Genomic DNA, 25,447 nt, shown 5'->3' with positions numbered 1-25,447 from the left:
AGATTACGACAAGTCGGATTTTCGAAAGGATGACACCATATGTCAGACAAAGAAAAGCGTGAACAAGAAGAAAAAGAAAAGTTGAAGCGAGATCAGCCGGACATCTCCCATGAAGAAGATTCAAAAGGAGATCATTCTGACCTCGAAGAGACAGATGAAGATGAACAAGCATAAGAGCCGAGACACGGCTCTTTTTGTTTGGGAATTGAAAGAAATGCCGTGGGCGTTATAATGGATAAGGGAAAACTATTTAGTGAGGAGAATGAGACATGAGTACAGTACTAGTCTTTGGACATAAAAATCCAGATACCGACACAATCACGTCAGCGCTCGCCTATGCCGAGTTGAAAAAGAAATTAGGGATGGACGCAGAGGCGGTTCGTCTCGGTGAAGTGAACGGTGAAACACAATATGCGCTCGATCACTTCCGTGTGAAAGCACCACGCTTGATTGAAAGTGTGAAAGGTGAGGCGGAAGAAGTCATCTTGGTCGACCATAACGAGTTCCAGCAAAGTGCGGATGGCATTGAAGATGTGCGAATCCTTGAAGTCATCGACCACCACCGTATCGCAAACTTCCAAACGGCAGACCCGCTCTACTATCGTGCGGAGCCAGTCGGGTGTACGGCAACGATTTTGTTGAAGTTGTATAAAGAGCATGGTGTCGAAATTGCTGCGGATATGGCCGGCTTGATGCTGTCAGCCATCATCTCGGATTCGCTTCTCTTCAAATCACCGACATGCACAGATGAAGACATCAAAGCAGCGAAAGAACTTGCGGAGATCGCTGGCGTCGATGCAGAAACATACGGTCTTGAGATGCTCAAAGCCGGTGCGGACCTTAGCCAAAAAACGATTGAAGAGCTCATCTCACTCGATGCGAAAGAATTCGCGATGGGCGACTATCGTGTCGAAATCGCACAAGTGAACACGGTCGATGCGAACGATGTCTTGAACCGGAAAGCGGAAGTTGAAGCCGCAATCGCCAAAACGGTTGCAGCGAAAAACTTGGACTTGTTCGTATTCGCCATCACGAACATTTTGACGAACGATTCGGAAGCCGTCGTTGTCGGACCAAAACCAGAACTCTTCGAACAAGCGTTCAACGTGACGCTTCAAAACGGATTGGCGACACTTCCTGGCGTCGTCTCGCGTAAGAAGCAAATCGTGCCATTCCTAACTGAAGCGGCAACAAAATAAAAACTCGAAGCCGTGGCCTCGAGCGGGACTGCAGACGTTAATACGTCTGCAGTTTTAATTTTGATTGAGAAGAGTCTTTTTCAAATAGTATTGCTGATGATTGGCTGTCGGATGGTGCTCAATCACTCCAAAAATTTCATACCCGAGCTTGGTATAAAAATCAGGTGCCTGAAAACTGAACGTATCGAGTTGAATGAGACGGCATCGATGCTCGATAGCCAATTGTTCGATACGCGTCATCAATTGCGTGCCATATCCTTTTCCTCGAAGCTGTTCATCCACCCACAAGAAATGAATGTGCATCGTGTACCAAAACACCGTTCCGGTAACGCCCCCGACAATCTGATTGAAGTCATCTCGAACGATGAAACTCACATGCTCGACGGGGTGCTTCACCTCATCGGGTAATTGCGATGCGTTATATTCAATCAGGCGCTGTCGAATATAGTCGTTGTCTTCCTGATCCCACTGTTGAACGATCTTCATCTACTCACCCTTCCTTCATTAAGATCCTGTACTTGCGAATGCACGCAGTCCATACAACCAAAACCGATAGGCGATGACGAGTGAGAGCATAGCGACGAGCGGGGTCGCCAATGCAAACATGGTGAACCCACGTCCTTCAAAGAAATACATCGCCGGATAAAATGCCGTGAAGCCAAATGGAATGATATACGTTAAGACGAACATGATGACTTTCGAATAGATGGTCATCGGATAGCGTGCAAAATCACTCAAGCTGAAGACCGCGAATACGACCGGTAGACTATCAATCATCCAAAACGAGAATGTCGCAAAGAATAGGTTCACCGCGATATAAATCATTCCGCTCGCGAGAACCATGACGAGTAGGACTAGAATATCCATCATACTCCATGTCATTCCTAGCTCATTCGAGGCGAGCCAGAGCACACTCCCACCAATCAAGAGTTGACCAAACCCATCTTGTTGAACCCGTTCGGCGACGATTTGGAACAATGGGTTTACGGGACGCATCAGAATGCGGTCCAAGTTCCCCGTGCGAATATATTGCCAACCAATCGTCCAAAGGTTATCAAAAAAGATATGATGAACAGCCCGGCCTAAAAACGCGATTCCGTAAATGAACAAAATCTCATAAAATCCCCATCCGTTCAGCGACTCGATATGTCGAAAGACGATGGATAAAAAGAAGAGGGCGGCAAATTGTTGACCGAAGACTGACAAGACGCCAATCAAGAAATCCATTCGATATTCCATCATTACTTTGAAATGATTTTTGGCATAGAGCCAATATAGTTTTGCGTATCGTTTCATCCACCAAACACCGTCACTTTCCGAACCGCATATGCGAATAAGAGTCGTACAAATAGAAAGAATGCCCCGACCCATGCGAGTTGAATCAGAATCGACGGCCATATACCAGATGCTTGGATGTCACCTGTATATATGGCGACAGGTACATAGACAAGAGAAGCGAACGGTAAATATAAGCTGATCGTCTGGAACCAGTCAGGAAAGAGTGTCAGCGGAATGATTGCCCCGGACATAATCGTAATGACCGCCTCCTGTAAGACAGAAAGTCCCCATACGTTCACCGTATAAAAGGAAAGCACACCGACGAGTAAATCGATCAGTGTCGCAAGAAGGATTGCGAGTACGACGCTGATCGAGAAGGCGAACGCACTCTCAAGTGAGGTCGGTGGGTCAACCCCGATAAACAGCATGGCGATAACGAGAAGTGGTAGCGTCGACCGAAAAAAGGTCGACGTTTTTGTCCCGATATCTTGCGCGAGTAACTTATCCAGTAAATGATACGGTCGAAGCAGTTCGACGGCGACTCCGCCATGTTTAATGAGATGCGCGAGTTCGCGTCCGGCCCCTCCCCGGAATTGATCGAGCATCGTCGCGAGGACCGCATACGTCAACATCATCGAGAGCGAGATACCTGACACGTCAGTCTTATTCTCATAGACGGCCTGCCAAAAGAAATATAAGATGAACAGTCGCATCGTCACCGAGAACATACTCGCCCAGTACCAGGCTGTGTAAGCCATATCGACTTTGATTTGCGAGGAGGCGAGCGCTACATATTTTTTAAGCCTCATGCACTCACCTCTGGCTGATACAGATTTCGAATCAATGTCTCCATTTTTGGCACGACAACGGATAAATCTTTCACTTGATTGCAGTTCACGATTTCACGGATCAGTTGTCCACTTGAAATCTCATGATGGTTGAATGCTAATTGAATCGTATCTGTTTCTCGATCAGAGGTGAGTTCCGTGACGAGTCCTGTCACCGACGGCGGGACGGTGAATGATGTCCCTTCGTCGAGTGTGATTTCAAGGGTGCGTTCATTGTTGAACGTCTGTTTGAGCGTTTCGATACGATCGTCATAAATGATGCGTCCCTCGTCTAGAACGATTACCCGGTCACAGACTTCCTCGATATCCTGCATGTCGTGCGTCGTCAAAATGACTGTTGTCCCCCAGGCATCGCTGATTTCGCGAATAAACGCCCGAATCGTCTCTTTGATGTCAATATCGAGACCAATCGTCGGCTCATCCAAATACACGACACGAGGTCGGTGTAAGAAGGCGGCTGCGAGCTCACAACGCATTTTTTGTCCTAGTGATAATTGGCGGACTGGCACATCGAGAAGCGGTTCAAGTTGGAGACGTGCAATGAACCAAGCGACGGTCTCCTCGAACTCTGCGCGCGGCACTTCATAGATTTCTCGAAGCAGGTCGAACGACTCACGGACGGGAATATCCCAAAACAATTGGGTCCGTTGGCCGAAGACCGCCCCGATTTGTCGAGCATTTTGAATCCGGTCCTCATGCGGATCGATTCCAAAGATGCGGACGGAACCGGCATCGGGACGAAGGACACCGGCGAGCATTTTGATGGTTGTCGATTTTCCGGCACCGTTAAAGCCGATATATCCAACGCGTTCGCCTGGAGCGATAGACAAGTCAATTCCTTTCACGGCTTCTTTGGTGCGATACTTTCTTGAAAACAAAGCTTTGATGGCGCCTTTTAATCCGGCATCTCGTTCTAAAATTTGATAGTGTTTCACAAGGTCGCGGACCTCGATAGCTGACTGTGACATACGTTCCTCCTTAATCGTGCAAGCGTTTTCCTTCATCAGAATAGCATGTGAATCTGGGATTTCCTACCTGTATAAAAAAAGACCGGACAATGAAGTCCGATCTTAAGAAGATTACGTTTGTCGTCCGTATGTTCCGAGACGCCATAGTTTCTCAAACGGTCCATAACGGTGATTCTTCAGCCACCACATCGAGAAGAACGATTGCACAATCAAAATGGCGATGCTGAGGAACAAGCCTTCGGTTAAAGAAAGCGCCCCGTACGCCCCGAGTGCGATCACTGGCAAGACAATGATCAACGTATGTGTCAGATAGTTCGTGAGTGCCATTCGACCGAGTGCTTGAAGCGGGGCGAACGTCCGACCTTTTCGAACGGCGATGGTGAATAGGCAGACGTATGTTGTAGCGAGCAGTTTTCCGGAGACGAGAACGGCAACAAGGTTCACCCAGTAATAGGCCTCGCCTTGACCATAATGATGCCAAATGATAACCCCGAAAAATGGCAAGGTGAAGAGGGCACAAATGATCGCAGTACGAGTCAATCCTTGAATCGACCATGTGAGCAGCTTCCGTTCCCGTCCAATATAAAGACCGAACAAGAATAAGCTAAGAATCTCAATACCCACAAGAAGTGAATTCGACATGGCGGCGAATATTTCAATTTGTAGACGGTAGTCGAACCAAATGCCGAATCCCATATTATATGGTGTTGGGAATGGAGCGCCGCTATTGAAGTCACCGCCATTTGCCCATTCCACAAGCGCAGATGATCCATAAAATAAGAGGAAACTTCCAATCAATAAACTCCACGCCCACGCTAGAATGGCGCGGTTACTCAATCCGTAAAAGAGGGGAAGCAATAAGCCCCACATGGCGTACGTATGGAGGATATCCCCTGACCAAATCGCCAGGTGTGCCAGACCGAACAAGAAGAGAATCAAAATCCGGCGTATGTAACGACTGACCGATTCGCCACGAGCGTAAGAACGCTCGAGGAAAATCGAAAAGCCGATCCCGAATAAGAGGGAGAAAATCGTATAAAACTTCGTCTGCACGAACAAATCGAAGAGTGTTCGGACGAACAGGTCGCTCCCGTAATAGTCGGGACGACCGAACATCCAGTCGCTCCCGAGCATGCTCGGGATATTGACGAGGAAAATGCCGCAGAGGGCAAACCCTCGGATAATGTCATACAAAATAATCCGTTCATTCGTTTGAATTGGGCCAGCCATACGACACGTCCTTTACTGAATTAGAATACTTTCGTCGTCCATGATTCACAGTTCCAGACATCTGTGACGATATCCTCATAGAATTCTGGTTCGTGACTGATGAGGAGGACGCTTCCTTTGTACTCCTTCAACGCACGCTTCAACTCTTCCTTCGCGTCGACGTCCAAGTGGTTCGTTGGCTCATCGAGTAAGAGCAAGTTCGTTTCGTTGTTTAAGAGTTTGCAAAGACGTACTTTCGCCTTTTCCCCACCACTGAGGACAGAGATTTTACTTTCAATGTGCTTCGTCATGAGACCACATTTCGCGAGCATCGCGCGCACCTGTTGTTGGTTGAGTGACGGGAATTCGCTCCAAATCTCTTCGATACACGTGTTATTGCTTGATGCTGCTTCCTGCTCGAAGTAACCCATTTCGAGGAACTCACCACGTTCGACTGTCCCTTCAAGCGGGTTGATCAAGCCGAGCAAACTCTTCAAGAGCGTCGTCTTCCCGATTCCGTTCGCTCCGACGAGGGCAATCTTTTGACCGCGCTCCATCTGAAGGTCGAGCGGACGTGAGAGTGGCTCATCGTATCCGATGACGAGACCTTTCGCATCAAAGATGAGGCGTCCCGATGTACGTGCCTGCAAGAAGCGGAATTCTGGTTTTGGACGTTCCGCGCTCAATTCGATGACATCCATCTTATCGAGTTTCTTCTGACGTGACATTGCCATATTTCGTGTCGACACACGGGCCTTGTTTCGTGCAACAAAGTCTTTCAAATCCGCGATCTCGGCCTGTTGACGCTTGTAGGCGGCTTCAAGTTGGGAACGCTTCATCTCGTACACTTCCATGAACTTGTCATAGTCTCCGACATAGCGGTTCAACTCTTGGTTTTCCATATGGTAGACCAAGTTGATGACACTATTTAAGAACGGGATATCGTGGGAGATCAAGATGAAGGCATTGTCATAGTTTTGAAGATAGCGTTTCAACCACTCGATATGCACTTCATCCAAATAGTTGGTCGGCTCATCGAGGAGCAAGATATCTGGCTTCTCTAAAAGTAATTTTGCTAGCAATACTTTCGTACGCTGTCCACCTGACAAGTCCGTGACGTCACGGTCGAGACCAACGTCTAAAATACCGAGACCGCGTGCGACTTCTTCTACTTTCGCGTCGATGATATAAAAGTCGTTCGAGTCGAGCGTTTCTTGAAGCTCACCGACCTCTGCGAGCATGTCTTCCATCTGTTCCGGTGTCGCGTCGCCCATCTCCATGTAGAGTTCGCCGATGCGCGTCTCCATGTCAATCAGGTATTGGAAGGCACCTTTCAAGACGTCCCGAATCGTCATCCCGCGCTCAAGTACCGCGTGTTGATCGAGGTAACCGACACGGACGTTTTTCGCCCATTCGATTTTCCCTTCATCCGGTTGCAGCTTGCGCGTGATGATGTTCATGAACGTCGATTTTCCTTCACCGTTCGCTCCAACGAGACCGATATGCTCCCCTTTTAAGAGGCGGAAAGAGACATCGTTCAAAATAGCGCGGTCACCAAAGCCGTGGCTCAAGTTTTGTACCGTTAATATACTCATAATTCGTTTTCGTTCCTTTCAAAGTAAACTACCCGATATTGTAGCATGAATTGAATCAAATTAGTACGCCAGTCCGACCGACTCTCGTACGTGTTCCTGTTCTTCAATCGTATGAAGCATGAACTGGGCGACGTCTGCCCGTGAGATGTGCTTCCCGTTCTCTGGCACTTCATCGATGGCCGTGCGATATGTCGAGGTGCGAGGACCGTCCGTCAATTGCATCGGTCGTACAATCGTATAATCGAATGACGAATTTCGCCATAAGTCCACGGCTGCCCGATGATCACGGAGCGGTTTCCGGAGCATGAACGTAATGGCTTTCCCCGCAAGGCCCGGAATCTCATTGTCGATTCCCGCTGAAGCGAGATAGATGATACGTGAAACATTGTTTGCCTTCATCGCAGGGACAAGCTTGTCCGTGACACTCGCTAAAAAGTCTGGGTCGCTCAAATCCGTTCCGAGACAACTGACGACCGCATCGTGACCATGCATCGCTTCCGTCAATGCGTCGACATCATATAAGTCGCCTTCAATGATTTCGAGTTGTGGCGTCCGGATCAACTTTTTCTGTTCACGGACGAACGCGGTGACATCATGACCGTGCTCGATGGCTTGATCGATGAATTGATGTCCGGTCCGACCGGTTGCGCCTAATACGAATAACTTCATAAGGGCAAGGCTCCTCTCTCATATCCAATATCTACAGTATACAGCAGTTTCAGAAAAATCGAACATTTCACCGTTTGATTCCAACCTATTGCATTTCTCGTCAGCTCGTCTACAATAAGGTCTATCTTATATAAATAGATTCGCACTCGTATATCAGCGGAAATATGGTCCGCAAGTCTCTACCGAACTACCGTAAATGGTTCGACTACGGGTGGCGCTTGTCGTATGCTATCGTTGATTTCCATGCGGTTCGTTGCCTCCCGATGAGGGGTGACGAATCGCATTTTTTATTGGAGGGAAAACAATGAAGCAGTTAGAAGACAAAATCCGTGAAGAAGGTCGGGCCCTTTCCGACCAAGTGTTGAAAGTCGACGCTTTCTTGAATCATCAGGTCGACCCGGTACTCATGAAAGGCATCGGCAAAGAATTCGCAGAACGTTTCAAAGACGCTCAAATAGACCGCATCGTCACACTCGAATCGAGTGGGATTGCGCCGGCGATGATGACGGCGCTTGAGATGGGCATCCCGTTCGTATTCGCGCGTAAACGAAAATCGCTGACACTCCAAGACGACCTCGTAGAAGCGGACGTTTATTCGTTCACAAAACAAGAGACGAACCGCATCAGCTTGAGCCGACGCTTCGTCTTACCAGGCGAACGTGTTCTTGTCATCGATGACTTCCTCGCGAATGGGGAAGCGGCACTCGGACTGACACAACTCGTGGAAGCGGCAGGTGCAGAGGTCGCAGGCGTTGGGATTGTCATCGAAAAGTCATTCCAACCAGGGCGCGATAAATTGATCGAGCGTGGCTATCGCGTCGAATCGTTGGCACGCATTGCGAAATTAGAGAAAGACCATATCTCGTTCGTGGAGGTCGTTCGATGAATACGTTCAAGACAGCTAGTCTAGGATTCCAGCATCTACTCGCGATGTACACGGGAGCGGCAATCGTCCCACTCATCGTCGGTGGTGCCATCGGGCTTGGTCCAACCGAGCTCGCCTATCTCGTCGCAATTGATTTATTCATGTGTGGGGTGGCGACGCTACTACAAGTATGGACGACACGCTTCACTGGTGTCGGATTGCCGGTAGTCCTCGGATGTACGTTCACTGCGGTCGGTCCGATGATCGCCATCGGAAGCGCGAACGGGATCACTGCCATTTATGGCGCGTTGATTGCGAGCGGGCTCATTGTCATCCTCATTTCTGGATTTGTCGGGAAACTCGTGCGCTTCTTCCCGCCGGTCGTGCTCGGTTCGGTCGTGACGATCATCGGTCTCTCGCTGATTCCGGTCGCCGTCAATGACATCGGTGGCGGGATGCCCGGTGAACCAGGGTTCGCATCGATGCAGAATCTCGGATTAGGTGGTTTAACGATTCTACTCATTCTCGTCTTGAACCGTGTCGGGACCGTCTTCACGCGTGCTGCTGCCGTCCTCTTTGCCGTATTGGTTGGAACAGGGGTAGCCGCTTCGCTAGGTCTCGTCGATTTCAGTCCTGTTCGTGAAGCAGGATGGTTCCAAATGGTCCAGCCGTTCTACTTCGGGATGCCGACATTCGACCTGTCTGCCATCCTCGTCATGACGCTCGTCGCCATCATCTCGATGATTGAATCGACAGGGGTGTTCTTGGCGCTCAGCGATATCACGAAACAACCAATCGGTGCGAAAGAATTGACGAAAGGGTATCGTGCGGAAGGCGTCGCAACGATTCTTGGAGGGATTTTCAACAGTTTCCCGTACACGACGTTCAGTCAAAACGTTGGACTCGTTCAATTGTCAGGTGTGAAATCGCGTCGCGTCATCTTTTGGACAGGCGGATTGCTCATCTTGCTCGGATTCCTCCCGAAAGTCGCTACGTTCACGACATTGATTCCGAAGCCTGTGCTTGGGGGAGCGATGCTCGTCATGTTCGGAACGGTCGCTGCTTCTGGCATTCGTATCCTCAGTCAAGTCGACTTTTCGAAAAACGAGAACTTGATTACCATTGCGCTCTCAATCGGTGTTGGGCTCGGTATTACCGCCAATCCAGCCATCGTCGCAAACATGCCGGAGTGGCTGCAGTTGTTCACGGACAGTGCTATCGTGGCAGGCTCATTCACGGCGCTCGCATTGAACGGATTTTTCCGTATGATGGACCGATTCCGTCCCGGGACAATCATTGCCGAGGAACGGCAAGTCAGCTAGACTGAAGGAAATAGTAGTCTAGGAGGAGTCACGAATGGGGAAAACTGCACTTGTTGTAGGCGCGACTGGCTTGATTGGCCGCGAATTGGTTGAACAGTTGTTAGAGAGTGACCGTTATGATGCGGTCTGGATCGTTGTCCGTCGCTCGAAGCGTTGGAGTCATCCGAAGTTACATGAGGTCGTCGGTTTCGAGGAGATGGATTCATCCCTTCCACAGATCGACGACGTGTACTGTGCGCTCGGCACAACGATTGCGGTAGCCGGCTCGCAAGAAGCGTTCAAACAAGTTGATTTAGAATTACCACTTGAAGTCGCCCGTGTCGCCAAGGCACATGGTGCGACGCGCTATGCGGTCGTATCGGCACAAGGCGCATCGTTGCGTTCGACTTTCTTTTACAACCGTGTGAAAGGGGAGCTTGAGAACGCGTTACGTATTTTCAACTTCCATCACTTGATTATCGCGCGTCCTTCTCTGTTACTCGGAGAGCGTGATTCATTCCGCTTCGGGGAGAAAGCGGCTGAGGTCATCAGTCGACCGTTCCAGTCAATCTTGCTTGAGAAGACACCGGAAGTCGCACCGATTCAAGCGCTGCATGTCGCTCGTGCCTTGATTATGGCGTCTGAAGAAGGCGAAGGAATCGAAGTGTTGACGTCAGGGATGATGCAGAGGATGAGCCGATGAATCCATTGACAAAAAAGCGAACCAAAGCAGTCATGATTGACAGTGTCATTGCAGGTCTTGTCAGCGTGGGCGTAGAACAGCTCGTGCGAAAGAAAGTAAAGAGCGAGTTTGTGCATGCGGTCATCACACCGACACTACTGACATATGCCATGGAAGCCTGGCAAATGAGTCGAGGTGGACAAACAATCGGTTATAAACTGATGGGACTTGAATTGAAAAACGATGACGAAACGCCTGTCACGGCAAAACAAGCGCTACAACGCGCCCTGCATCGTGATACTTCGTCAGTCGTTCGTTATTGGAAAGACCGTGCGCATTTCGAACAAGAAGAAGGCGCTGTTTTACCGCACGATGCCCGTTACCATATGCATGTACGTGAAAAGAACTGACCGATATGGCCAGTTCTTTTTTCAATCCTTGATTTTACTTAAGATGGCAGTTGTTAAGGCGACAATCGTCCCGAGGACGAGTCCGTTAGAGAAGACGGTCGCAAGAAGCGGTGGTAACTCATTCATTGATCCGGGTGGCAGAAGCATCGCCCCGGCACCGATGACGAGCGGGAGTCCGACCGTGAGAGATGCCGTGGACTGCTTCAATTCAAAGGCCGCCTCATTGATTCCGATGATGATCATCGTTGCAATGAGCGGTGTCACGATTGCATAACCGACAGCGGCCGGGATGCTCGCAATCAACGAGACGAATGGACCGATGAGTGCTAACGACATCATGAGGGCGTGGGCAATCAAATGCGGGGTACGCTGGACGCTCTCCGTCGAAGAGAGAAAACCAGCTGTCCCGGAGATGGCGACAGGACCCGGTGTACCGAACAGACCGGCCACGATTTGACTGACGCCACTGGCGACACCCGATGCGGGAACGTTCCCTTTGATTTCTCGTTTTTCGCGAGAACTGACGATGCGCTCAATCAACTTGATGTTCGCAAGGACGTTCGTCATGAGAAGCAAGGTGATGACGAAAGCCGTTGGCAACAAGTTCCAATCCCATACCCAATTTCCGAACGGAAGAAGTTCCGGTACGAGGAAGAAAGATTCTGAACGAACGATTGGATTTCCAAGGTCGAGTAAATGGAATAAGCCGAACCCGACGAATAGTGTCATGACGAGCCCATATTGTTTAAAGCGACTTTGCTCGAGCGTGAGTGCGAACAAGACGAGACCTGCCGTCGCCACTGCCTGAACGACGTTGATTCCGTCTTCCGTCACCCCAAAGCCACCTTTAATGACGGCCCCTGATAATTGAAGGACGAGCAAAATCATATAGACGCCGAGCACTTGCGGTGTAAACAGGGCGAGCATGCGTCTTAAGATACCAGTGACGGTCAACAACACACCAAGGATTCCACTCAAAAACAGCATGAATCCGAGTGCTTGCAAGGTCTCTTGCTGACTTCCGTATAGAGCGGGACCGATGGAGGCGTATAAAGTGAAGACACCCCACCAAATGCCGGCAGGTCCTTCGAGTATCGGGAGGCGATGGCCGAGCAACGTTTGGATGATGCTGAAGAGTGCGAAGATGAAGAGTGAGCGGGAGATGAAGGTCATCGTCTCATCTGGCGACAGTTCAAACAAGGCGGCGATGGAGAGTGGTGGTACAATATTTGTAGCTAAAATAAAAATAAACCACTGAATCGTCGTGGTTACATTACTTCTGGTCATGGTGTCCCCCTGATCATGCTTTTTCTTATTAGTGTAACGTTATGATGAAGTGGATGCAAACGGAGGCTATATAATGAAGAAATTCTTCAAGTGGGCCGCACTCTCAATCGTAGGATTGCTTGTTGTCGCGGTAGCAGGCTTTTTGATTTGGACGCAGTTCACGTACGGACCAACCGATGAAGCGACACAGTATGCGGAAGAGGGGAAAGTGGTCGACAACCGTCTCGAGTTCGGAGATACGACGAGCGAGATCGGCATCATTCTTTATCCAGGAGCAAAAGTGGAGAAAGAGGCGTATGCGTATTACGGAACACGTTTAGCCGAGGAAGGGTATTTCGTCGCCATTCCGTCGCTTCGTCTCAACTTAGGCATTTTAGATATCGACGCAGCCGATCCAATCATCGAAGCACATCCCGAGATTGAACGTTGGGTCGTGGCCGGTCATTCACTCGGAGGTTCGGCGGCATCGGGTTACGCGCTTGAGCATCAAGAGGCGGTGGAAGGTGTCATTTTCCTCGCATCATATCCGATCAGCTCGATGGTCGATAGTGACTTACGCGTGCTATCTATCTCGGGTGAGTTGGATGGATTAGCTGTCCCAGAAGACATCGAGGCGAGTCGAAGCGACCTTCCTGACGATAGTCAATTCGTACAAATCGAAGGCGGGAATCATGCAAATTTCGGAATGTATGGTCCTCAAAAAGGCGATCAGGAAAGTCCGCTCACATCGAAAGAACAACTCGACGAAGTCCTATCCGCGATTCTCGAATGGTTATAAAAAACGTGCGCACCTGCATCGAGGTGCGCACGTTTTTAACGTTGGTCGAGCGAATAACTGACTGCGGTCAACCCGGCTGTGACGAGGGCGACCAAGCCGCCTACGAGCGCGAGCGTCATGATAGGGCTTGTCGCATAGACGACACCACCGAGAGCGGAACCGAGTCCGATTCCGACGTTACTCGCCACGGGCATGAGTGACGAGGCGAGACCTTTGGCGTTCGGATTAAATTTCTCCGCCAAGTCGATCAAATAAATCTGTGTCGACGTCGTCAATAAAATCGCCATGAACGACATGAGGGCGATATTGAAGAGACCGAGCGTCATATTCGACGTCGTCACGAACAACGCGGCCAAGACGAACGCTTGGACGAGAAAGACGAATCGTAAGCGTCCGATCGGATTGTGACTGGCGATCTTTCCAGCAGCAATATTACTGAAGATCGAGATGAATCCGTAGGCGAATAAAATCGGACTGACCCAAGCGACCGGTACACCGAGTACATCTTTTAAAATCGGTACGAGATACGTATATACGACATACGTCGCCCCAAAACCGAACGCCGGAATCAAGAAGGCAATCAAGATGCGCGGATTCGTCAGGAGTGCCATTTGTTCACGGAGTGATGCTTTTTCTTGAGACAAATGATTCGGCAAGACACGATAAATGGCAATCCAGGCGACTGCACCGAGTGCGGTCGTTAACCAAAATGTGGATTCCCAGCCTGCTTGTTGTCCGATGAATGTTCCGATTGGAACACCGAACACGTTGGCCATTGTAAAGCCACCAAAAATAAAGGATACGGCTACCCCTCGTTTTGCCGGAGGGACGCTTTCGCTAGCGACGAGCATAGCAAGCGAGATCAACACACCTGTGACGACGGCCGTCAACATGCGTAAGGCGAGTAACCACTCATACATGGGAGCGAGACTGCTCAACAAGTTCAATAAGGTGAAGAGAATCGTCAAACCGAGCATCAATTTGCGTTTTGGAAGATGGCTCGTCAAGGACATCGTGATTGGCGTACCGACGGCAAAGCTGATGGCGAATGCCGATACGAGACTTCCAGCCGTTGCGATGGAAATGGATAGACCGCTTGCGATATCAGGCAAAATGCCGACAATGACAAATTCACTCGTTCCGAGAACGAAGGTTAATAAGGATAGGGATAAAACTAAAGTCCAGTCGCTTCGACTGAGCGAGCTTGTCTTCATGTTCAAACACTTCTTTCTATTTCATTCATTAGTAGTTAGACATCAGTCTTTTATCACGTTACAAGATTTTTCCCAAAAGAAAAACCCTTTTCTCCCAAGTCGGAAGAAAAAGGTGCATCAACGCCAAAACACTGTGGCTTCGACACCGGCGTGGTCGGAGACGACAGGTCCGTTTTCGCCGTCGAAGACGACGGCATGACGGGAGACGTGAATGGGTGCATTCGTCAACATCAAGTCGATGCGTAGCGATTTCTTGTTTTCATCCCATCCAGCGATTTTCCCTTGGACGGTCGCATCGCCTTCGCGTTCCGTTGCGAGATGGAACAAGTCTTGAAGCCCACTATCCATCAAATAATCGTATCCTTCGCCTCGAATGAAAGCATCGTTGTTGAAATCACCGAGTAGGAGTGCATGGTCGTCATGCTCCACGCGACGCAGGAGCTCGTCGAGTTGATGCTTCACTGGCTCCTCTTCGTCATGCCACCATCCGAGGTGACACGAGTAGACGGTCGTCGGCGTTTCAGGACCTTCAATCACGGCTTTGACGATTTTACGGGACTTGTAATTGTCAGGGTCCGTCGTCTTGGATACGAAGAATGATTCGGTCGATAGAAACGGTGTCCGTGACAAGATGGCGACGCCTTCCTCGTAAATGTCATATCCGTAATGGGCAAAGTCCCATGTCATGTGATAGTGAAGATCTAACTCTTTCAGGCGCTCGACGAGGACGTGTGCGAAGTTGTTCTCACGGATGTTCCCATAGATGAGGGGGGCCTCTTTATGTTGATTGACTTCTTGGAGCGCGATGAAGTCATACTCTTCGCTTGCGATACGTTCGACAATCGCATCGATTTTCTCTTGTTGACGGTCTTCTAACCAGGCATGACAATTGAGCGTTAAAATATTCACGATAGTCCTCCTTTAGAAAAAGGCCAACTCTCGAGCGAGTTGGCCAGTAGATTATGCACCGATGACGTCTTGAATGTCTGATTTCAATACGTCGGCTTTCGGGCCATAGATGGCTTGGACTCCACGGTCTTTCACGATAAGACCCATAGCGCCATTTTTCTTCCATTCTGGTTCGTCAGAGACGAGTGTAACGTCTTTAACGGTCACACGAAGACGAGTCATACATGCGTCGACATCCTCAATGTTTTCTTCCCCACCGAGAAGTGCAATAATCCCCATGACTTGTTCGTTACCTGTAACGGATGATTTTTCTGTCGTTTCTTCCATGTAGTTCCCGTTACGTCCTGGCGTCGGTAGGTTCATCTTCTTAATGAAGAAGTTGAAGACACCGAAGTTGAGGAAGAAGAACACGACAGAGACGAGCACGAAGTTGATCAAGTCTTGAAGAAGTCCTGCTTTGACAATCATCGGAATGCGCGTCAAGAGTTCGATTGCACCGAAGGCGTGTACACGTAAGTCGATGATATCTGCCAATGCGAAGGCAGCACCGGCCATGAGTGCGTAAACGACATAAAGAACTGGTGCGACGAACATAAACATGAATTCGATCGGTTCTGTGACACCTGTCAAGAAGACAGCGAGTCCGGCTGATAAGAACATCGGCTTGTATTGTGCCTTCTTATCCGCGTCGACGTTGCGGTACATCGCATACGCGGCACCAATCAATGCAGCGAATGACAAGATGACTTGGCCGACTTTGAAGCGTGCTGGAACGACATCAGCGAGAAGCGCGTTGTATGCGGCCGTATCACCAGCAGCACGCAAGTTGACGAGGTCCGTCACCCATGCCAACCAGAGTGGGTCTTGACCGGCAACGACCGATCCAGCTGTCGCACCTGTTAAAATCGTATACGTTCCACCGAGCTCTGTGTAGTTCATTGGTACTGTGAGCATGTGGTGTAAACCGAACGGCAAGAGGAGACGTTCGAGCGCACCGTAGATGAACGGGGCGAGGACAGGCGCCGTGTTACGTGATGTGGCAATCCATTCACCAAAGCTGTTGAGTGCACCTTGGATGGTTGGCCATAGAATCGATAGAACGATGGCAGCAACGACTGAACCAAGGATAACGACGAATGGTACGAAGCGCTTCCCGTTGAAGAACGAGAGAGCGTTCGGCAACTTGTTGAAGTTGTAGAAACGGTTATATAGTGCACCACCGAGGAAACCGGCGATAATCCCGACGAACACACCCATGTTCAGGGCAGGTGAGCCGAGTACAGATGTGAAGTAATCAGCGACGACAAGGTTCGCACCGAAGAGTGACTCGATTGTCGCTTCCGGATCTTGAAGCATGGCACCGTTGACACCGAAGATGGCACCTGTGACACGGTTGATCAAGATGAAGGCGAGAAGTGCTGCGAATGCACCGCCTGCACGATCTTTTGCCCACGAACCACCAATCGCGACTGCGAAGAGGATATGTAAGTTGACGATGATGCCCCAACCTAAATCTTCAATGATACGAGCTGTTGTTAATAAGATACCGACATCTCCGGCTGACATTCCAATCAATTTTCCGATGGAAATCATCAAACCGGCAGCCGGCATGACGGCGATGACGACCATCAAGGCCTTACCGAGTTTCTGCCAGAAATCGAATGAGATCAATTGTTTCATGCTATACGCTTCCTTCCTGTGAGGGAGTTTTATCTATTTTTGTGTTTGCCAATAGTGCAATCGCTTGCATAAATGATTGTAATCGATTGCATAAATTCATGCAACCGTTTTCGCTATTTTCATTTGTTTTCATTTCCGAAGTGAGAATAGCAGATGTGAGGCGAACTTGTCAGTCGAATCGAATCTAGCTACAATATGATAGGTTGAAGGGAGCGAGAAAGATGGGTTGGAGACAGACGACATCTGCTTTGACGAAAGAAGAGCAGATTGAATTAAAAGAAGAGTTGTTGCAGAAGGGTGTATTGCAGGAAGACGATCTTCCTCTATATGAGATGCTCATGCCAGATCGCATCAAACGGATGTATGAAGTATTGAATACACGAACGAACCATATCACGATTTTGACGGAAGGTGTGGACGATCCGCATAACCAATCTGCCGTATTGCGTTCGGCCGATGCGTTCGGGGTGCAGACGCTGCACGTCGTCGAAGGGCGTGCAAAGTTCAAACCAAACTCGATTATCGCCAAGAGTGCCGACCGCTGGGTGGACGTCGTCGAGCATGGCTCCATTGAAGAGGCGATTGACGCTTTAAAAGAAGACGGTTATCAAGTATATGCGACGGCATTGAGTGAGGAAGCAATTCCGCTCGAAGAAGTGGATGTGTCGAAGGCGACAGTTCTTTTATTCGGGAATGAACATAGTGGTGTGTCGGAAGCGGCATTGAAGAAGGCGGATGGAAACTTTGTCATTCCGATGCAAGGATACGTTCAGAGTTTGAACATCTCCGTGGCGGCGGCAATTTCCTTGTACGATGTCACGACACGGTCGCGACATATCGTGACGGAGGGCTATGAACTGCCTGTCGAGGATCAGGCACATATTTTTAAAGACTGGATGGTCAAGAGTTTGCCGAAACGTACGCTCGGACTTTATAAACAAAAAGGTGTCACGGCTTTTGAACGGGAGACAGGAAATTCAGAATGAACGGCGAAATGAACAGACGTACGGAATCTTTGTCCAGAAACTGAAAGGGGATGGCACGATGAGTACGACGAGTTCATTTATCGTAAAAGATGTGACAAACAACTTTAAGGATTTTGAAGAGGACTTTTTCCGACTGTATCGCACGTTATATGGCGACCTCGATCAGTTGCGTTTTAAAGAGCGTTTATATCGGCACGCCAATCCGCTAGTGTTACTGGCTTTCTCGGAAGAGGAACTGGTCGGCTTTAAAATTGGCTATGAGGCGGAGCCTTATCGATTTTACAGCTGGGCGGGCGGCGTACATCCGGACTTCCAAAAGCATGGCATCGGTCGCAAGCTGATGGATACGCAACTCGAATGGGTCGAAGCGCAAGGGTTCCATTCGATTCGGACGAAAGCACGCAATACGAACAAAGGGGTCATCATTTTGAACCTCCTTTGCGGATATGACATCATGGGCGCCTACACAGAAGATGGCGAGCCACGCATCATGATGGAGAAACAACTGAACAGTTGAATCGATGCCGCGGTCGTGTGATCGCGGTTTTTTTGTTGAAACCTATTTTAATATGTGAGCGTACATAAAGAAAAAGGGGGAGTTTGAAATGATAGTATTTGGATTTGGCGGGGATCCGTTCGATAGCTCGATAGGGGACTCATTCTTTAGCGGACTATTTGGTGTGTTTCCAATCATTTTCATGGTTGTGTTCGGTCTGATTATATTTGGATTTATCAAATCGGGAGTGAGCTACTCTAAAACATCAAATACATTGAAGGACTTACAACACTTCGCCTCACAGCTTGCAGATGATCCAGCCGACGAGACGGCTGAGCGATTGGCAGACTATTTACGTGGCGTCGATTCCTTCTCGATTGAACGGACACGCATGGAACCGTTTCGTGTCGCGCTCGGATGCTACCAATTGGTGATGGAGTCGAGCACTGTTCGCGAAGAGACAAAAGAGCGGGTCGGTCGTCAATATAAGCGTCTCGGGATTTTGGACGGAGAAAAATTTGCTGATGAGGCACCTCCACGTCGACGTTCTTCTTCATCGAGTCATCATGATATCCATCACAATCACCATGACCATATGTAAAAAAGCGAAGGAATCCCTTCGCTTTTTTACATATATCGTGATGCATCAAATTCAATGTCAGTCTGATAACGGACGGCCTGAATGGCACTTTCGATTCGAATGGCACGCTTCTTAATATCGCGTGCTTTTAAACGATATAGTTCGGGGTCATATAAGGCGTGTTTGATCACGGCAACTCCGTGCACATAGTCTTTCTTCGGACGAAGCGATAATTTCTCATAAAGTCGTGCCTGGACACGTAACTGAATGGCGAGCTCGATTGCCTCGACGAGCGGGAGTGGACCGTCATGCGTCTCAACGACGGCTTGGACGTTCGCCTCTTGAATGAGACGGTCGAGCTGACGTAAGTCTAGACGAATGTGTTCAAGTTCCATCTCGATGTCTTGAAGGGAACGGGACTGAATGGTCGGAATGGATTCATTCGCTTGAAGCGAGATGAACGCCACATGCTCAATCTCTTCGGTCAATGTATCGATTTGCTCATGGAGCAACTGTTTCAATGTTAGGGCATCTGCAAGGTTCATATCGATTTCCTCCTTCTGCTTTTTCTAACCGTACCACATCGAGATGGCTGAAAAAAGGTGGATGACATCCTAGATTACGGGAATAAAAGCAAATAGAGAGGAGGAGGACGATGAAGAAGTGGAAGATACAATGGATGATTGCACTCGTCCTACTCCTGTTCGGGACGGCGACATTCCTTTATCAGTGGGTTGATGTAAGCCCAGGCGATATACGGGACTACATCATTCAATTCGGATGGTTGGCTCCGCTCATTTACATTTTATTGTTCACCGTTCGTCCGCTCATCTTGTTTCCCACGTCCGTCTTATCGGTCGCCGGCGGCTTGGCGTTTGGGATGTTACCGGGCGTCATCTATACCGTCATCGGGGCGACATTGAGTGCGCTTGTTGCGTATTATGTGGCAATTTATTTCGGCGATCGTTTCCTGCATCACTTCGAATCAACGAATTACGAAGCCATTCAGCGCAAAATCGAAGAAGACGGCTTCTTTTACGTCCTCATCTTACGTCTCATCCCGCTCGTCAATTTTGATTTGGTCAGCTATGCTTCTGGTTTGGCAAAAGTAAACGTACTCGCCTATCTGTTTGCGACCGTCGTTGGTATGATTCCCGGGGCGTTCGCGAACAATTTTCTCGGGAGTAGTATCGCCAGTGGGGATTGGACGCTCATCGCCTTGGCATTTGGGATCATGCTCGTGTTGACGCTCGTTGCGACCGTGTTCCGCGAACCGATTAAGCGACAGATTCATCGCTATCAAAAAAAGTAGGCGACTCCAGATGGAGCGCCTACTTTTCAATTAACGGTTGTCAACCGTCTCTGGATACAGGTCATGGTTGAATAGACGATGCTCCGCCATTTTTTCGTACTTCGTACCCGGTTTTCCGTAGTTGTAGTACGGATCGATCGAGATACCGCCACGTGGTGTGAATTTCCCCCACACTTCGAGATAGCGCGGTTCCATCAATTTCACGAGATCTTTCCCAATGACGTTGATGCAGTTCTCGTGGAAGTCACCGTGGTTACGGAAGCTAAACAAGTACAACTTCAACGACTTCGACTCGACGAGTTTCTCATCCGGGATGTATGAGATGTAGATGGTTGCGAAGTCCGGTTGGTTCGTGATCGGGCACAACGATGTGAATTCTGGTGCGTTGAATTTAACGAAGTAGTCGTTCTCAGGATGACGGTTCGGGAACGCCTCCAGGACGTCTGGTGTGTATTCAAAAATATAAGGGACGCTCTTCTGTCCGAGGAGCGAGAGGTCTTGTAAGTCTTCTGGTCTCATGTTCATTCTCCTTACACGCCACGTTCGTTGGCGTACAGTAATGTGTGTAGTTGCGGTAGGACGCGGACGCTTTGCCATGACGGATCACGTGCAACGTCTTCCCATAGTTGTTTCAAACGACGGAGCTGGGCATCGGTGATGTCGCCGTCTGCACCAGGCTCCGGGTTACCGGCCGACAAATACATGACGTCCGGTGAGTAGCGCTGCTGCACTTCTTTCGCGTAGGCAAGGTCCACTTCATCAAAGACAGCAACTTTGAATGTCGTCTGCTCCGGGCGCAACCGTTCGACGATAGCGTCTAGTTGCTCCCAGTTCGTTTTCATACCAGACGATGGAGGTTTTGGACTGAGGGTCACGTCATCGATTTGTGTGAGCCAGTCTTGATAGCGGCTGCCTTGCGTCTCGACGGCGAGTGTGACGCCTCGTTCTTTCAACTTCTCGACCAGGTCTCCCATAGCCGCGATAAGGAGTGGATTGCCACCCGAGATGGTGACGTAATCGTACATACCAAGTGCATCCAGGCGAGCAATCACCTCATCGGCTGTCAGCATGTCCGGTTTTTCTGAACCGTCCCACGTAAAGGCGGAATCGCACCACGAACAGCGATAATCGCAACCGGCGGTCCGAACGAACATCGTCTTTTGTCCGATGGCGCGTCCTTCTCCTTGAAAGGTCGGTCCGAACACTTCAAGAACAGGGATTTTCACGATTCCACCAACCATTCACGGCGGAACTCAGCGTAAGACGTTGGCGTTTCATACAGACGGACGAACTCGACACGGACGTCGCGTTCATTTGGCAAGTGTGTCGCCAGTTGTTCAAAAATCCAATAACACATGTTTTCTGCAGTTGTATTCATATAAGGGAGTGACTCGTTTAAATAGCGATGATCGAGATACGGCTCAAGCTCTTCTTTGAAGATCTTTTTCAAATCACCAAAGTCGAGTGTCATGCCGCGATTGTCGAGAAAGCCGCTGACACCCATCTGGAGCTTATACGTATGACCATGAAGGGCACGACATTTGCCGTCATAGTCAAAGAGATGGTGCGCCGCGTCGAACGTTACTTCTTTGACGATTTGAACGCGATGCGGACAGTAGATGAGCGATCCTTCTTGCTTTGATTCGACACTGGTCGGAGCGAGGAATGGAGCATGTTTCATACGCGCACCTCCTCGTAAGCTGTAAGTCCGTTTTGACGAAGCTTACACGCCGGACATTCTCCACAACCTGAACCGATGACACCGTTGTAGCAAGTAAGCGTGCGTTCTTTGACATAGTCAAAGGCACCGAGTTCGTCGGCGAGAGCCCACGTTTCTTTTTTATCGAGCCACATGAGCGGTGTGTCGATGACAAATGGATAATCCATCGCTAAATTGAGTGTCACATTGAGTGATTTGATGAATTGGTCTCGGCAATCCGGGTAACCTGAAAAGTCCGTTTCACATACACCGGTCACGATGTGATGCATACCGAGTTGTTTGGCCATGACGGCTGCAAACGATAAGAATAGATGGTTGCGTCCATCGACGAACGTGTTTGGGACGTCCGCATTGTCGATGTCGAGATCGTGTCTCGTGAGCGCGTTTGAAGTGAGTTGTCCGAGTAGGGACAAATCGAGGATGTGGTGTGGGACATCGAGTTCTGTCGCAACTTCTTTGGCGACTTCGATTTCCGCATCATGGCGTTGACCATATGCGAACGTCACCGCCTCTACATGAGAGAATTGTTGTTTTGCCCAAAACAGGCAAGTGGTTGAATCTTGGCCACCACTAAAGACGACCAATGCTTTTTCGTGTTGCATGAAGCACACTTCCTTTTCGCTAGTTTTGATGTCGGAGGAGGTTACGAACTCCGGAGGTCACCCTCAAGCATATAATTTATCATAAAAAGACGTTTGACAGGGAGAAAGGAAGCGAGTATAGTAAAAAACATCACTGACATGCTTTTGTGCATAAAAGCGTTTAAGCGGTTAGGCAAAATAATAAATAAAGAAGATATAACGAAAGGAGGGGACGTCGATGCAGATGAAAGGAAAAGAAGCTGTATTCGTCGTGTTGATGAGCGGGATTACCTTGCTCGCACTGATGTTTTTGGCCAAAGCGACGCCACATATGGCGATTTTTGGCACAATGGTAATAGTAGGTGGATACGCGTATTATCGTTCACGCGACTTCAAACAGATTGAAACGGCGATGATCAACGGGATTCGTGAAGCGATCATGCCGGTATTGATTTTGTTGTTGATTGGGATGCTCATCGGAGTATGGCAAATGTCCGGGACGGTCGCGACGATCCTCTCCATCGGTCTAAATACAATCTCTGCTGAATGGTTCTTACCGAGTGTCTTATTGATCACGATGATCGTCTCGACCTTCACAGGAAGTGCGTTTACAACCGTCGGAACGGTCGGTGTCGCCTTATTTGGAATCGGGACGGCACTAGACATCTCGCCGGCGCTCGCCGCAGGTGCGATCGTATCGGGTGCCCTCTTCGGAGACAAGATGAGCCCGTTGTCGGATACGACGAACTTTGCGCCGGCAGTGGCGGGTGTCAAACTGTTCGACCACATTCGCTTCATGATGGGGACGACGATTCCAGCGTTCATCATCACCTTGATTTTATTCACGTTCCTCGGACGTAGCGGTCAAACTGCCGACACGGCACAAATTGCAGAGGCGCAAGCCGCGCTCAGCGGACGGTTTGACCTCTCATGGCTCACGTTGATTGCCCCTGTGCTCGTCGCAGTGCTTGCGTTCCGTCGGATGCCGGTCTTACCGACGATGCTCGTCGGGATGTTCGCCGGTGTGTTGACGGCCGGTTTCGTTCAAGGGAACTGGAGCATCTCGAACTGGCTCGGTGTCATGCAGTCGGGCTTTAAGTCAGGTATCGAAAATGAAACGATTGCGAATGTACTCGATCGTGGTGGTCTTGAATCGATGCTTTGGTCGGTCAGTCTCGTCTTGATCGCCCTCGCGTTCGGTGGCTTGTTACGTGAACTCGGTGTCTTCCAAGCCATCGTTGAATCGTTGCTCGAGCGTTTGAAGTCACCAGGGAGCTCGGTCCTATCAGTTGTCCTCAGTTCAATCGGGGTCAACTTGCTCGCGGGAGAACAGTACTTGTCGATTCTCTTGCCGGGTCAGGCGTTCAAGCAAGGGTTTATCGATCGTGGGATCGACCCGCGCTACTTGTCACGGGCGCTTGAGGACGGTGGAACTGTGATCAACCCGCTCATACCTTGGGGTGTCTCGGGAGCTTTCTTCGCAGCGACACTCGGCGTGCCTGTATTAGAATACGCACCATTTGCCTTCTTCCTCTGGCTCAGCCCGGTCTTCTCCATCATTTTGGGATACGTCCGATTGGGAAAGCAACGTGAATCGCTCAAAATCGCATCATAACGTCCAGGTGTCCTGCCATGCAGGGCATCTTTTTTGTGTGCAATCCACGATTTTTGAGAAAATGAAACAAATGGAGGTGGAACCATGAAGCGACTCGATTTAGCATTTTATGAACAACCGACACTTGACTTGGCGCGTGCCTTACTCGGCCAATATTTGGTGAGGCGCAATCCAGAAGGTGACATCATCGCGAAGATTGTCGAGACGGAGGCTTACCTCGGTGCCATCGATCGAGCGGCGCATAGCTTCGGAGGGCGTCGGACGAAGCGAACGGAAGTCATGTTTGGGAAACCGGGGTATGTGTACACCTATCAGATGCATACGCATACGCTCTTGAACGTGGTTAGTGGACCAGTCGGCACACCAGAAGCCGTCTTGATTCGAGCGGTCGAACCGATTCAAGGCCATGAATGGATTGCAACGAACCGTCCTGGGGTGAAACGATATGACCAGACGAACGGACCAGGGAAGTTGACGAAAGCACTCGGAATCACAATGGATCTATACGGCCATTCCTTTCAACAAGACCCACTCTACATCGCGGAGGGTGAGGCTGGAGTAGTGATTGAGGCGGGTCCACGCATTGGCATCCCGAACACGGGCGAGGCGCGTGACTATCCGTATCGATTTTTTGAACGCGACAATCCGTACGTCTCGAAGTTCCGTTGAATGCTCCTGGAGATGTTTAACTGATTCATGCCAGTGGAACAGTCCCTATGTGCATAAAACAAACAGAGGGAGTGTTTAGAACATGGCAAAAGTAGCAACGCTCATTACAGATATGTTTGAAGATGTAGAATTCACGGGTCCCCGTGACGCATTGGTGGATGCGGGACATGACGTCGTGACAATCGAGAAGAAAGCTGGCAACACGGTGGAAGGAAAGCAAGGAGAGGCGAAAGTGAACATCGATCAATCGATTGACGATGTATCGCCGGAAGATTTTGATGCCCTTCTTTTACCTGGCGGGTTCTCACCTGACTTATTGCGAGAAGACGAGCGTTTTGTTTCGTTCGCCAAAGCCTTCATGGATGCGAAGAAGCCTGTCTTTGCAATCTGTCACGGACCACAGCTGTTGATTACGGCGAAGACATTAGAAGGTCGTGACGCAACCGGCTATAAATCGATTAAAGTCGATATGGAGTATGCCGGAGCGAAATATGCGGACAAAGAAGTTGTCGTCTGTCAAAATCAGCTTGTGACGAGCCGTCAGCCAGATGATATTCCGGCATTCAATCGTGAGATTCTCAACTTATTAAAATAAC

The 25,447-nt window shown here is 49.5% G+C and carries 30 protein-coding genes and 1 riboswitch; of the genes, 14 read left to right on the top strand and 16 right to left on the bottom strand.

Going from position 1 to position 25,447, the window contains the following annotated elements:
• Window positions 1–39 precede the first annotated feature (39 nt).
• Both ACFO4U_RS11275 and ACFO4U_RS11270 read left to right on the top strand, forming a co-directional pair.
• A complete protein-coding gene (locus ACFO4U_RS11275) occupies window positions 40–174 on the top strand; it encodes a hypothetical protein (protein WP_015880450.1) in 135 nt (44 codons plus the stop codon).
• 95 nt (window positions 175–269) lie between these two features.
• Complete coding sequence (locus tag ACFO4U_RS11270) at window positions 270–1,199, top strand: manganese-dependent inorganic pyrophosphatase (RefSeq protein WP_215244273.1); 930 nt, start codon at window positions 270–272, stop codon at window positions 1,197–1,199.
• 54 nt (window positions 1,200–1,253) lie between these two features.
• Here the strand turns inward: ACFO4U_RS11270 and ACFO4U_RS11265 are convergent, their stop codons facing one another.
• From ACFO4U_RS11265 to ACFO4U_RS11235, 7 genes are all read right to left on the bottom strand, one after another.
• Complete coding sequence (locus ACFO4U_RS11265) at window positions 1,254–1,685, bottom strand: GNAT family N-acetyltransferase (protein ID WP_215244274.1); 432 nt, start codon at window positions 1,683–1,685, stop codon at window positions 1,254–1,256.
• Window positions 1,686–1,703: 18 nt separating this feature from the next.
• Window positions 1,704–2,495 (bottom strand): ABC transporter permease, encoded by a 792-nt coding sequence (locus ACFO4U_RS11260; RefSeq protein WP_159563323.1) that lies wholly within the window; start codon window positions 2,493–2,495, stop codon window positions 1,704–1,706.
• On the bottom strand, window positions 2,492–3,286 hold the full coding sequence (locus ACFO4U_RS11255) for an ABC transporter permease (RefSeq protein WP_196430324.1): 795 nt from the start codon (window positions 3,284–3,286) through the stop codon (window positions 2,492–2,494). Before ACFO4U_RS11255 ends, ACFO4U_RS11260 begins: the two co-directional genes overlap by 4 nt.
• Window positions 3,283–4,293, bottom strand: coding sequence for an ABC transporter ATP-binding protein (locus tag ACFO4U_RS11250; protein WP_215244275.1), 1,011 nt, complete (start codon window positions 4,291–4,293; stop codon window positions 3,283–3,285). Before ACFO4U_RS11250 ends, ACFO4U_RS11255 begins: the two co-directional genes overlap by 4 nt.
• A gap of 111 nt (window positions 4,294–4,404) precedes the next feature.
• A complete protein-coding gene (locus tag ACFO4U_RS11245; RefSeq protein WP_215244276.1) occupies window positions 4,405–5,523 on the bottom strand; it encodes a DUF418 domain-containing protein in 1,119 nt (372 codons plus the stop codon).
• A 20-nt stretch (window positions 5,524–5,543) separates the two neighbouring features.
• Window positions 5,544–7,097, bottom strand: coding sequence for an ABC-F family ATP-binding cassette domain-containing protein (locus tag ACFO4U_RS11240; RefSeq protein WP_015880457.1), 1,554 nt, complete (start codon window positions 7,095–7,097; stop codon window positions 5,544–5,546).
• 60 nt (window positions 7,098–7,157) lie between these two features.
• A complete protein-coding gene (locus ACFO4U_RS11235) occupies window positions 7,158–7,766 on the bottom strand; it encodes an NAD(P)-dependent oxidoreductase (RefSeq protein WP_074034983.1) in 609 nt (202 codons plus the stop codon).
• Between the two features lie 126 nt (window positions 7,767–7,892).
• Window positions 7,893–7,994: riboswitch (purine riboswitch) on the top strand.
• Between the two features lie 76 nt (window positions 7,995–8,070).
• Here ACFO4U_RS11235 and ACFO4U_RS11230 point away from each other — a divergent pair.
• Genes ACFO4U_RS11230 through ACFO4U_RS11215 form a run of 4 tightly spaced genes read left to right on the top strand, consistent with a single transcriptional unit; the run spans window position 8,071 to window position 11,024 of the window.
• Window positions 8,071–8,652, top strand: coding sequence for a xanthine phosphoribosyltransferase (locus tag ACFO4U_RS11230; RefSeq protein WP_074034982.1), 582 nt, complete (start codon window positions 8,071–8,073; stop codon window positions 8,650–8,652).
• Window positions 8,649–9,953 carry a nucleobase:cation symporter-2 family protein gene (locus ACFO4U_RS11225; RefSeq protein WP_215244277.1) on the top strand — a complete coding sequence of 435 codons (1,305 nt, stop codon included), beginning with the start codon at window positions 8,649–8,651 and terminating at the stop codon, window positions 9,951–9,953. The genes ACFO4U_RS11230 and ACFO4U_RS11225 overlap by 4 nt, the downstream gene beginning before the upstream one ends.
• Before the next feature lie 34 nt (window positions 9,954–9,987).
• Entirely contained in the window at window positions 9,988–10,635 is a 648-nt protein-coding gene (locus tag ACFO4U_RS11220) for an NAD(P)H-binding protein (RefSeq protein WP_074034980.1), read from the top strand.
• Window positions 10,632–11,024, top strand: coding sequence for an RDD family protein (locus tag ACFO4U_RS11215; RefSeq protein ID WP_074034978.1), 393 nt, complete (start codon window positions 10,632–10,634; stop codon window positions 11,022–11,024). Before ACFO4U_RS11220 ends, ACFO4U_RS11215 begins: the two co-directional genes overlap by 4 nt.
• 21 nt (window positions 11,025–11,045) lie before the next feature.
• Here the strand turns inward: ACFO4U_RS11215 and ACFO4U_RS11210 are convergent, their stop codons facing one another.
• The gene (locus ACFO4U_RS11210; protein WP_214691322.1) at window positions 11,046–12,311 is read right to left on the bottom strand and encodes a purine/pyrimidine permease; all 1,266 of its coding nucleotides are present in this window, start codon (window positions 12,309–12,311) and stop codon (window positions 11,046–11,048) included.
• A 73-nt stretch (window positions 12,312–12,384) separates the two neighbouring features.
• On the opposite strand from ACFO4U_RS11210, the gene ACFO4U_RS11205 reads away from it, so the two are divergent.
• Window positions 12,385–13,089, top strand: coding sequence for an alpha/beta hydrolase (locus ACFO4U_RS11205; RefSeq protein WP_074034976.1), 705 nt, complete (start codon window positions 12,385–12,387; stop codon window positions 13,087–13,089).
• A 35-nt stretch (window positions 13,090–13,124) separates the two neighbouring features.
• On the opposite strand, the gene ACFO4U_RS11200 is transcribed toward ACFO4U_RS11205, so the two are convergent.
• The 3 genes from ACFO4U_RS11200 to ACFO4U_RS11190 form a co-directional block, all read right to left on the bottom strand.
• On the bottom strand, window positions 13,125–14,303 hold the full coding sequence (locus ACFO4U_RS11200; RefSeq protein ID WP_215244278.1) for an MFS transporter: 1,179 nt from the start codon (window positions 14,301–14,303) through the stop codon (window positions 13,125–13,127).
• 117 nt (window positions 14,304–14,420) lie between these two features.
• Window positions 14,421–15,212 carry an endonuclease/exonuclease/phosphatase family protein gene (locus ACFO4U_RS11195; protein WP_214691319.1) on the bottom strand — a complete coding sequence of 264 codons (792 nt, stop codon included), beginning with the start codon at window positions 15,210–15,212 and terminating at the stop codon, window positions 14,421–14,423.
• Window positions 15,213–15,263: 51 nt separating this feature from the next.
• Window positions 15,264–16,892 (bottom strand): PTS transporter subunit IIBC, encoded by a 1,629-nt coding sequence (locus tag ACFO4U_RS11190; protein WP_159563335.1) that lies wholly within the window; start codon window positions 16,890–16,892, stop codon window positions 15,264–15,266.
• 221 nt (window positions 16,893–17,113) lie between these two features.
• Here ACFO4U_RS11190 and ACFO4U_RS11185 point away from each other — a divergent pair, with 221 nt between their 5' ends.
• From ACFO4U_RS11185 to ACFO4U_RS11175, 3 genes are all read left to right on the top strand, one after another.
• Complete coding sequence (locus ACFO4U_RS11185) at window positions 17,114–17,878, top strand: TrmH family RNA methyltransferase (protein ID WP_215244279.1); 765 nt, start codon at window positions 17,114–17,116, stop codon at window positions 17,876–17,878.
• Window positions 17,850–18,395 carry a GNAT family N-acetyltransferase gene (locus ACFO4U_RS11180; RefSeq protein WP_074034970.1) on the top strand — a complete coding sequence of 182 codons (546 nt, stop codon included), beginning with the start codon at window positions 17,850–17,852 and terminating at the stop codon, window positions 18,393–18,395. Before ACFO4U_RS11185 ends, ACFO4U_RS11180 begins: the two co-directional genes overlap by 29 nt.
• Before the next feature lie 88 nt (window positions 18,396–18,483).
• Window positions 18,484–18,975, top strand: coding sequence for a hypothetical protein (locus ACFO4U_RS11175; RefSeq protein ID WP_074034968.1), 492 nt, complete (start codon window positions 18,484–18,486; stop codon window positions 18,973–18,975).
• 26 nt (window positions 18,976–19,001) lie between these two features.
• Here the strand turns inward: ACFO4U_RS11175 and ACFO4U_RS11170 are convergent, their stop codons facing one another.
• On the bottom strand, window positions 19,002–19,499 hold the full coding sequence (locus tag ACFO4U_RS11170; RefSeq protein WP_159563336.1) for a hypothetical protein: 498 nt from the start codon (window positions 19,497–19,499) through the stop codon (window positions 19,002–19,004).
• A 110-nt stretch (window positions 19,500–19,609) separates the two neighbouring features.
• Here ACFO4U_RS11170 and ACFO4U_RS11165 point away from each other — a divergent pair, with 110 nt between their 5' ends.
• Window positions 19,610–20,266, top strand: a complete 657-nt coding sequence (locus ACFO4U_RS11165) for a TVP38/TMEM64 family protein (RefSeq protein ID WP_215244280.1) — start codon at window positions 19,610–19,612, stop codon at window positions 20,264–20,266.
• A 30-nt stretch (window positions 20,267–20,296) separates the two neighbouring features.
• Here ACFO4U_RS11165 and queF read toward each other — a convergent pair whose 3' ends face one another.
• The 4 genes from queF to queC are packed head-to-tail and all read right to left on the bottom strand — an operon-like array spanning window position 20,297 to window position 22,588.
• Window positions 20,297–20,785: a preQ(1) synthase gene (gene queF / locus ACFO4U_RS11160; RefSeq protein ID WP_015880473.1), complete on the bottom strand. Its 489-nt coding sequence runs from the start codon at window positions 20,783–20,785 to the stop codon at window positions 20,297–20,299.
• An 11-nt stretch (window positions 20,786–20,796) separates the two neighbouring features.
• Window positions 20,797–21,507 carry a 7-carboxy-7-deazaguanine synthase QueE gene (gene queE / locus ACFO4U_RS11155; RefSeq protein ID WP_031424381.1) on the bottom strand — a complete coding sequence of 237 codons (711 nt, stop codon included), beginning with the start codon at window positions 21,505–21,507 and terminating at the stop codon, window positions 20,797–20,799.
• Window positions 21,489–21,947: a 6-carboxytetrahydropterin synthase QueD gene (queD, locus tag ACFO4U_RS11150; RefSeq protein WP_015880475.1), complete on the bottom strand. Its 459-nt coding sequence runs from the start codon at window positions 21,945–21,947 to the stop codon at window positions 21,489–21,491. Before queD ends, queE begins: the two co-directional genes overlap by 19 nt.
• On the bottom strand, window positions 21,944–22,588 hold the full coding sequence (gene queC, locus ACFO4U_RS11145) for a 7-cyano-7-deazaguanine synthase QueC (protein ID WP_215244281.1): 645 nt from the start codon (window positions 22,586–22,588) through the stop codon (window positions 21,944–21,946). Before queC ends, queD begins: the two co-directional genes overlap by 4 nt.
• 217 nt (window positions 22,589–22,805) lie before the next feature.
• On the opposite strand from queC, the gene nhaC reads away from it, so the two are divergent.
• The 3 genes from nhaC to ACFO4U_RS11130 all read left to right on the top strand — a co-directional run bounded on the left by nhaC (window position 22,806) and on the right by ACFO4U_RS11130 (window position 25,446).
• Window positions 22,806–24,182 (top strand): Na+/H+ antiporter NhaC, encoded by a 1,377-nt coding sequence (gene nhaC / locus ACFO4U_RS11140; protein ID WP_215244282.1) that lies wholly within the window; start codon window positions 22,806–22,808, stop codon window positions 24,180–24,182.
• Between the two features lie 84 nt (window positions 24,183–24,266).
• Window positions 24,267–24,851, top strand: coding sequence for a DNA-3-methyladenine glycosylase (locus ACFO4U_RS11135; protein ID WP_215244283.1), 585 nt, complete (start codon window positions 24,267–24,269; stop codon window positions 24,849–24,851).
• 82 nt (window positions 24,852–24,933) lie between these two features.
• Window positions 24,934–25,446 carry a type 1 glutamine amidotransferase domain-containing protein gene (locus tag ACFO4U_RS11130; RefSeq protein ID WP_026824537.1) on the top strand — a complete coding sequence of 171 codons (513 nt, stop codon included), beginning with the start codon at window positions 24,934–24,936 and terminating at the stop codon, window positions 25,444–25,446.
• Window position 25,447 lies beyond the last annotated feature (1 nt).

The sequence above is a fragment of the Exiguobacterium profundum genome (genome assembly GCF_042652865.1).
In the GTDB taxonomy this organism is placed as follows: domain Bacteria; phylum Bacillota; class Bacilli; order Exiguobacteriales; family Exiguobacteriaceae; genus Exiguobacterium; species Exiguobacterium profundum.
Note: the sequence above shows the minus strand (reverse complement) of the source record. Positions and strands in the feature narration are given on the sequence as shown.

What these genes read in the sequence shown, in the direction of transcription:
- ACFO4U_RS11165 (WP_215244280.1), top strand. Translation starts at nt 19,610, where the DNA reads ATGAAGAAGTGGAAGATACAATGGATGATTGCACTCGTCCTACTCCTG.
- ACFO4U_RS11210 (WP_214691322.1), bottom strand. Translation starts at nt 12,311, where the DNA reads ATGACCAGAAGTAATGTAACCACGACGATTCAGTGGTTTATTTTTATT.
- ACFO4U_RS11135 (WP_215244283.1), top strand. Translation starts at nt 24,267, where the DNA reads ATGAAGCGACTCGATTTAGCATTTTATGAACAACCGACACTTGACTTG.
- ACFO4U_RS11270 (WP_215244273.1), top strand. Translation starts at nt 270, where the DNA reads ATGAGTACAGTACTAGTCTTTGGACATAAAAATCCAGATACCGACACA.
- ACFO4U_RS11175 (WP_074034968.1), top strand. Translation starts at nt 18,484, where the DNA reads ATGATAGTATTTGGATTTGGCGGGGATCCGTTCGATAGCTCGATAGGG.
- nhaC (WP_215244282.1), top strand. Translation starts at nt 22,806, where the DNA reads ATGCAGATGAAAGGAAAAGAAGCTGTATTCGTCGTGTTGATGAGCGGG.
- queC (WP_215244281.1), bottom strand. Translation starts at nt 22,588, where the DNA reads ATGCAACACGAAAAAGCATTGGTCGTCTTTAGTGGTGGCCAAGATTCA.
- ACFO4U_RS11250 (WP_215244275.1), bottom strand. Translation starts at nt 4,293, where the DNA reads ATGTCACAGTCAGCTATCGAGGTCCGCGACCTTGTGAAACACTATCAA.
- ACFO4U_RS11230 (WP_074034982.1), top strand. Translation starts at nt 8,071, where the DNA reads ATGAAGCAGTTAGAAGACAAAATCCGTGAAGAAGGTCGGGCCCTTTCC.
- ACFO4U_RS11170 (WP_159563336.1), bottom strand. Translation starts at nt 19,499, where the DNA reads ATGAACCTTGCAGATGCCCTAACATTGAAACAGTTGCTCCATGAGCAA.
- ACFO4U_RS11215 (WP_074034978.1), top strand. Translation starts at nt 10,632, where the DNA reads ATGAATCCATTGACAAAAAAGCGAACCAAAGCAGTCATGATTGACAGT.
- ACFO4U_RS11275 (WP_015880450.1), top strand. Translation starts at nt 40, where the DNA reads ATGTCAGACAAAGAAAAGCGTGAACAAGAAGAAAAAGAAAAGTTGAAG.
- ACFO4U_RS11220 (WP_074034980.1), top strand. Translation starts at nt 9,988, where the DNA reads ATGGGGAAAACTGCACTTGTTGTAGGCGCGACTGGCTTGATTGGCCGC.
- ACFO4U_RS11235 (WP_074034983.1), bottom strand. Translation starts at nt 7,766, where the DNA reads ATGAAGTTATTCGTATTAGGCGCAACCGGTCGGACCGGACATCAATTC.
- ACFO4U_RS11240 (WP_015880457.1), bottom strand. Translation starts at nt 7,097, where the DNA reads ATGAGTATATTAACGGTACAAAACTTGAGCCACGGCTTTGGTGACCGC.
- queE (WP_031424381.1), bottom strand. Translation starts at nt 21,507, where the DNA reads ATGGTTGGTGGAATCGTGAAAATCCCTGTTCTTGAAGTGTTCGGACCG.
- ACFO4U_RS11200 (WP_215244278.1), bottom strand. Translation starts at nt 14,303, where the DNA reads ATGAAGACAAGCTCGCTCAGTCGAAGCGACTGGACTTTAGTTTTATCC.
- ACFO4U_RS11190 (WP_159563335.1), bottom strand. Translation starts at nt 16,892, where the DNA reads ATGAAACAATTGATCTCATTCGATTTCTGGCAGAAACTCGGTAAGGCC.
- ACFO4U_RS11185 (WP_215244279.1), top strand. Translation starts at nt 17,114, where the DNA reads ATGGGTTGGAGACAGACGACATCTGCTTTGACGAAAGAAGAGCAGATT.
- ACFO4U_RS11260 (WP_159563323.1), bottom strand. Translation starts at nt 2,495, where the DNA reads ATGAAACGATACGCAAAACTATATTGGCTCTATGCCAAAAATCATTTC.
- ACFO4U_RS11225 (WP_215244277.1), top strand. Translation starts at nt 8,649, where the DNA reads ATGAATACGTTCAAGACAGCTAGTCTAGGATTCCAGCATCTACTCGCG.
- ACFO4U_RS11130 (WP_026824537.1), top strand. Translation starts at nt 24,934, where the DNA reads ATGGCAAAAGTAGCAACGCTCATTACAGATATGTTTGAAGATGTAGAA.
- ACFO4U_RS11245 (WP_215244276.1), bottom strand. Translation starts at nt 5,523, where the DNA reads ATGGCTGGCCCAATTCAAACGAATGAACGGATTATTTTGTATGACATT.
- ACFO4U_RS11265 (WP_215244274.1), bottom strand. Translation starts at nt 1,685, where the DNA reads ATGAAGATCGTTCAACAGTGGGATCAGGAAGACAACGACTATATTCGA.
- ACFO4U_RS11205 (WP_074034976.1), top strand. Translation starts at nt 12,385, where the DNA reads ATGAAGAAATTCTTCAAGTGGGCCGCACTCTCAATCGTAGGATTGCTT.
- ACFO4U_RS11255 (WP_196430324.1), bottom strand. Translation starts at nt 3,286, where the DNA reads ATGAGGCTTAAAAAATATGTAGCGCTCGCCTCCTCGCAAATCAAAGTC.
- queD (WP_015880475.1), bottom strand. Translation starts at nt 21,947, where the DNA reads ATGAAACATGCTCCATTCCTCGCTCCGACCAGTGTCGAATCAAAGCAA.
- queF (WP_015880473.1), bottom strand. Translation starts at nt 20,785, where the DNA reads ATGAGACCAGAAGACTTACAAGACCTCTCGCTCCTCGGACAGAAGAGC.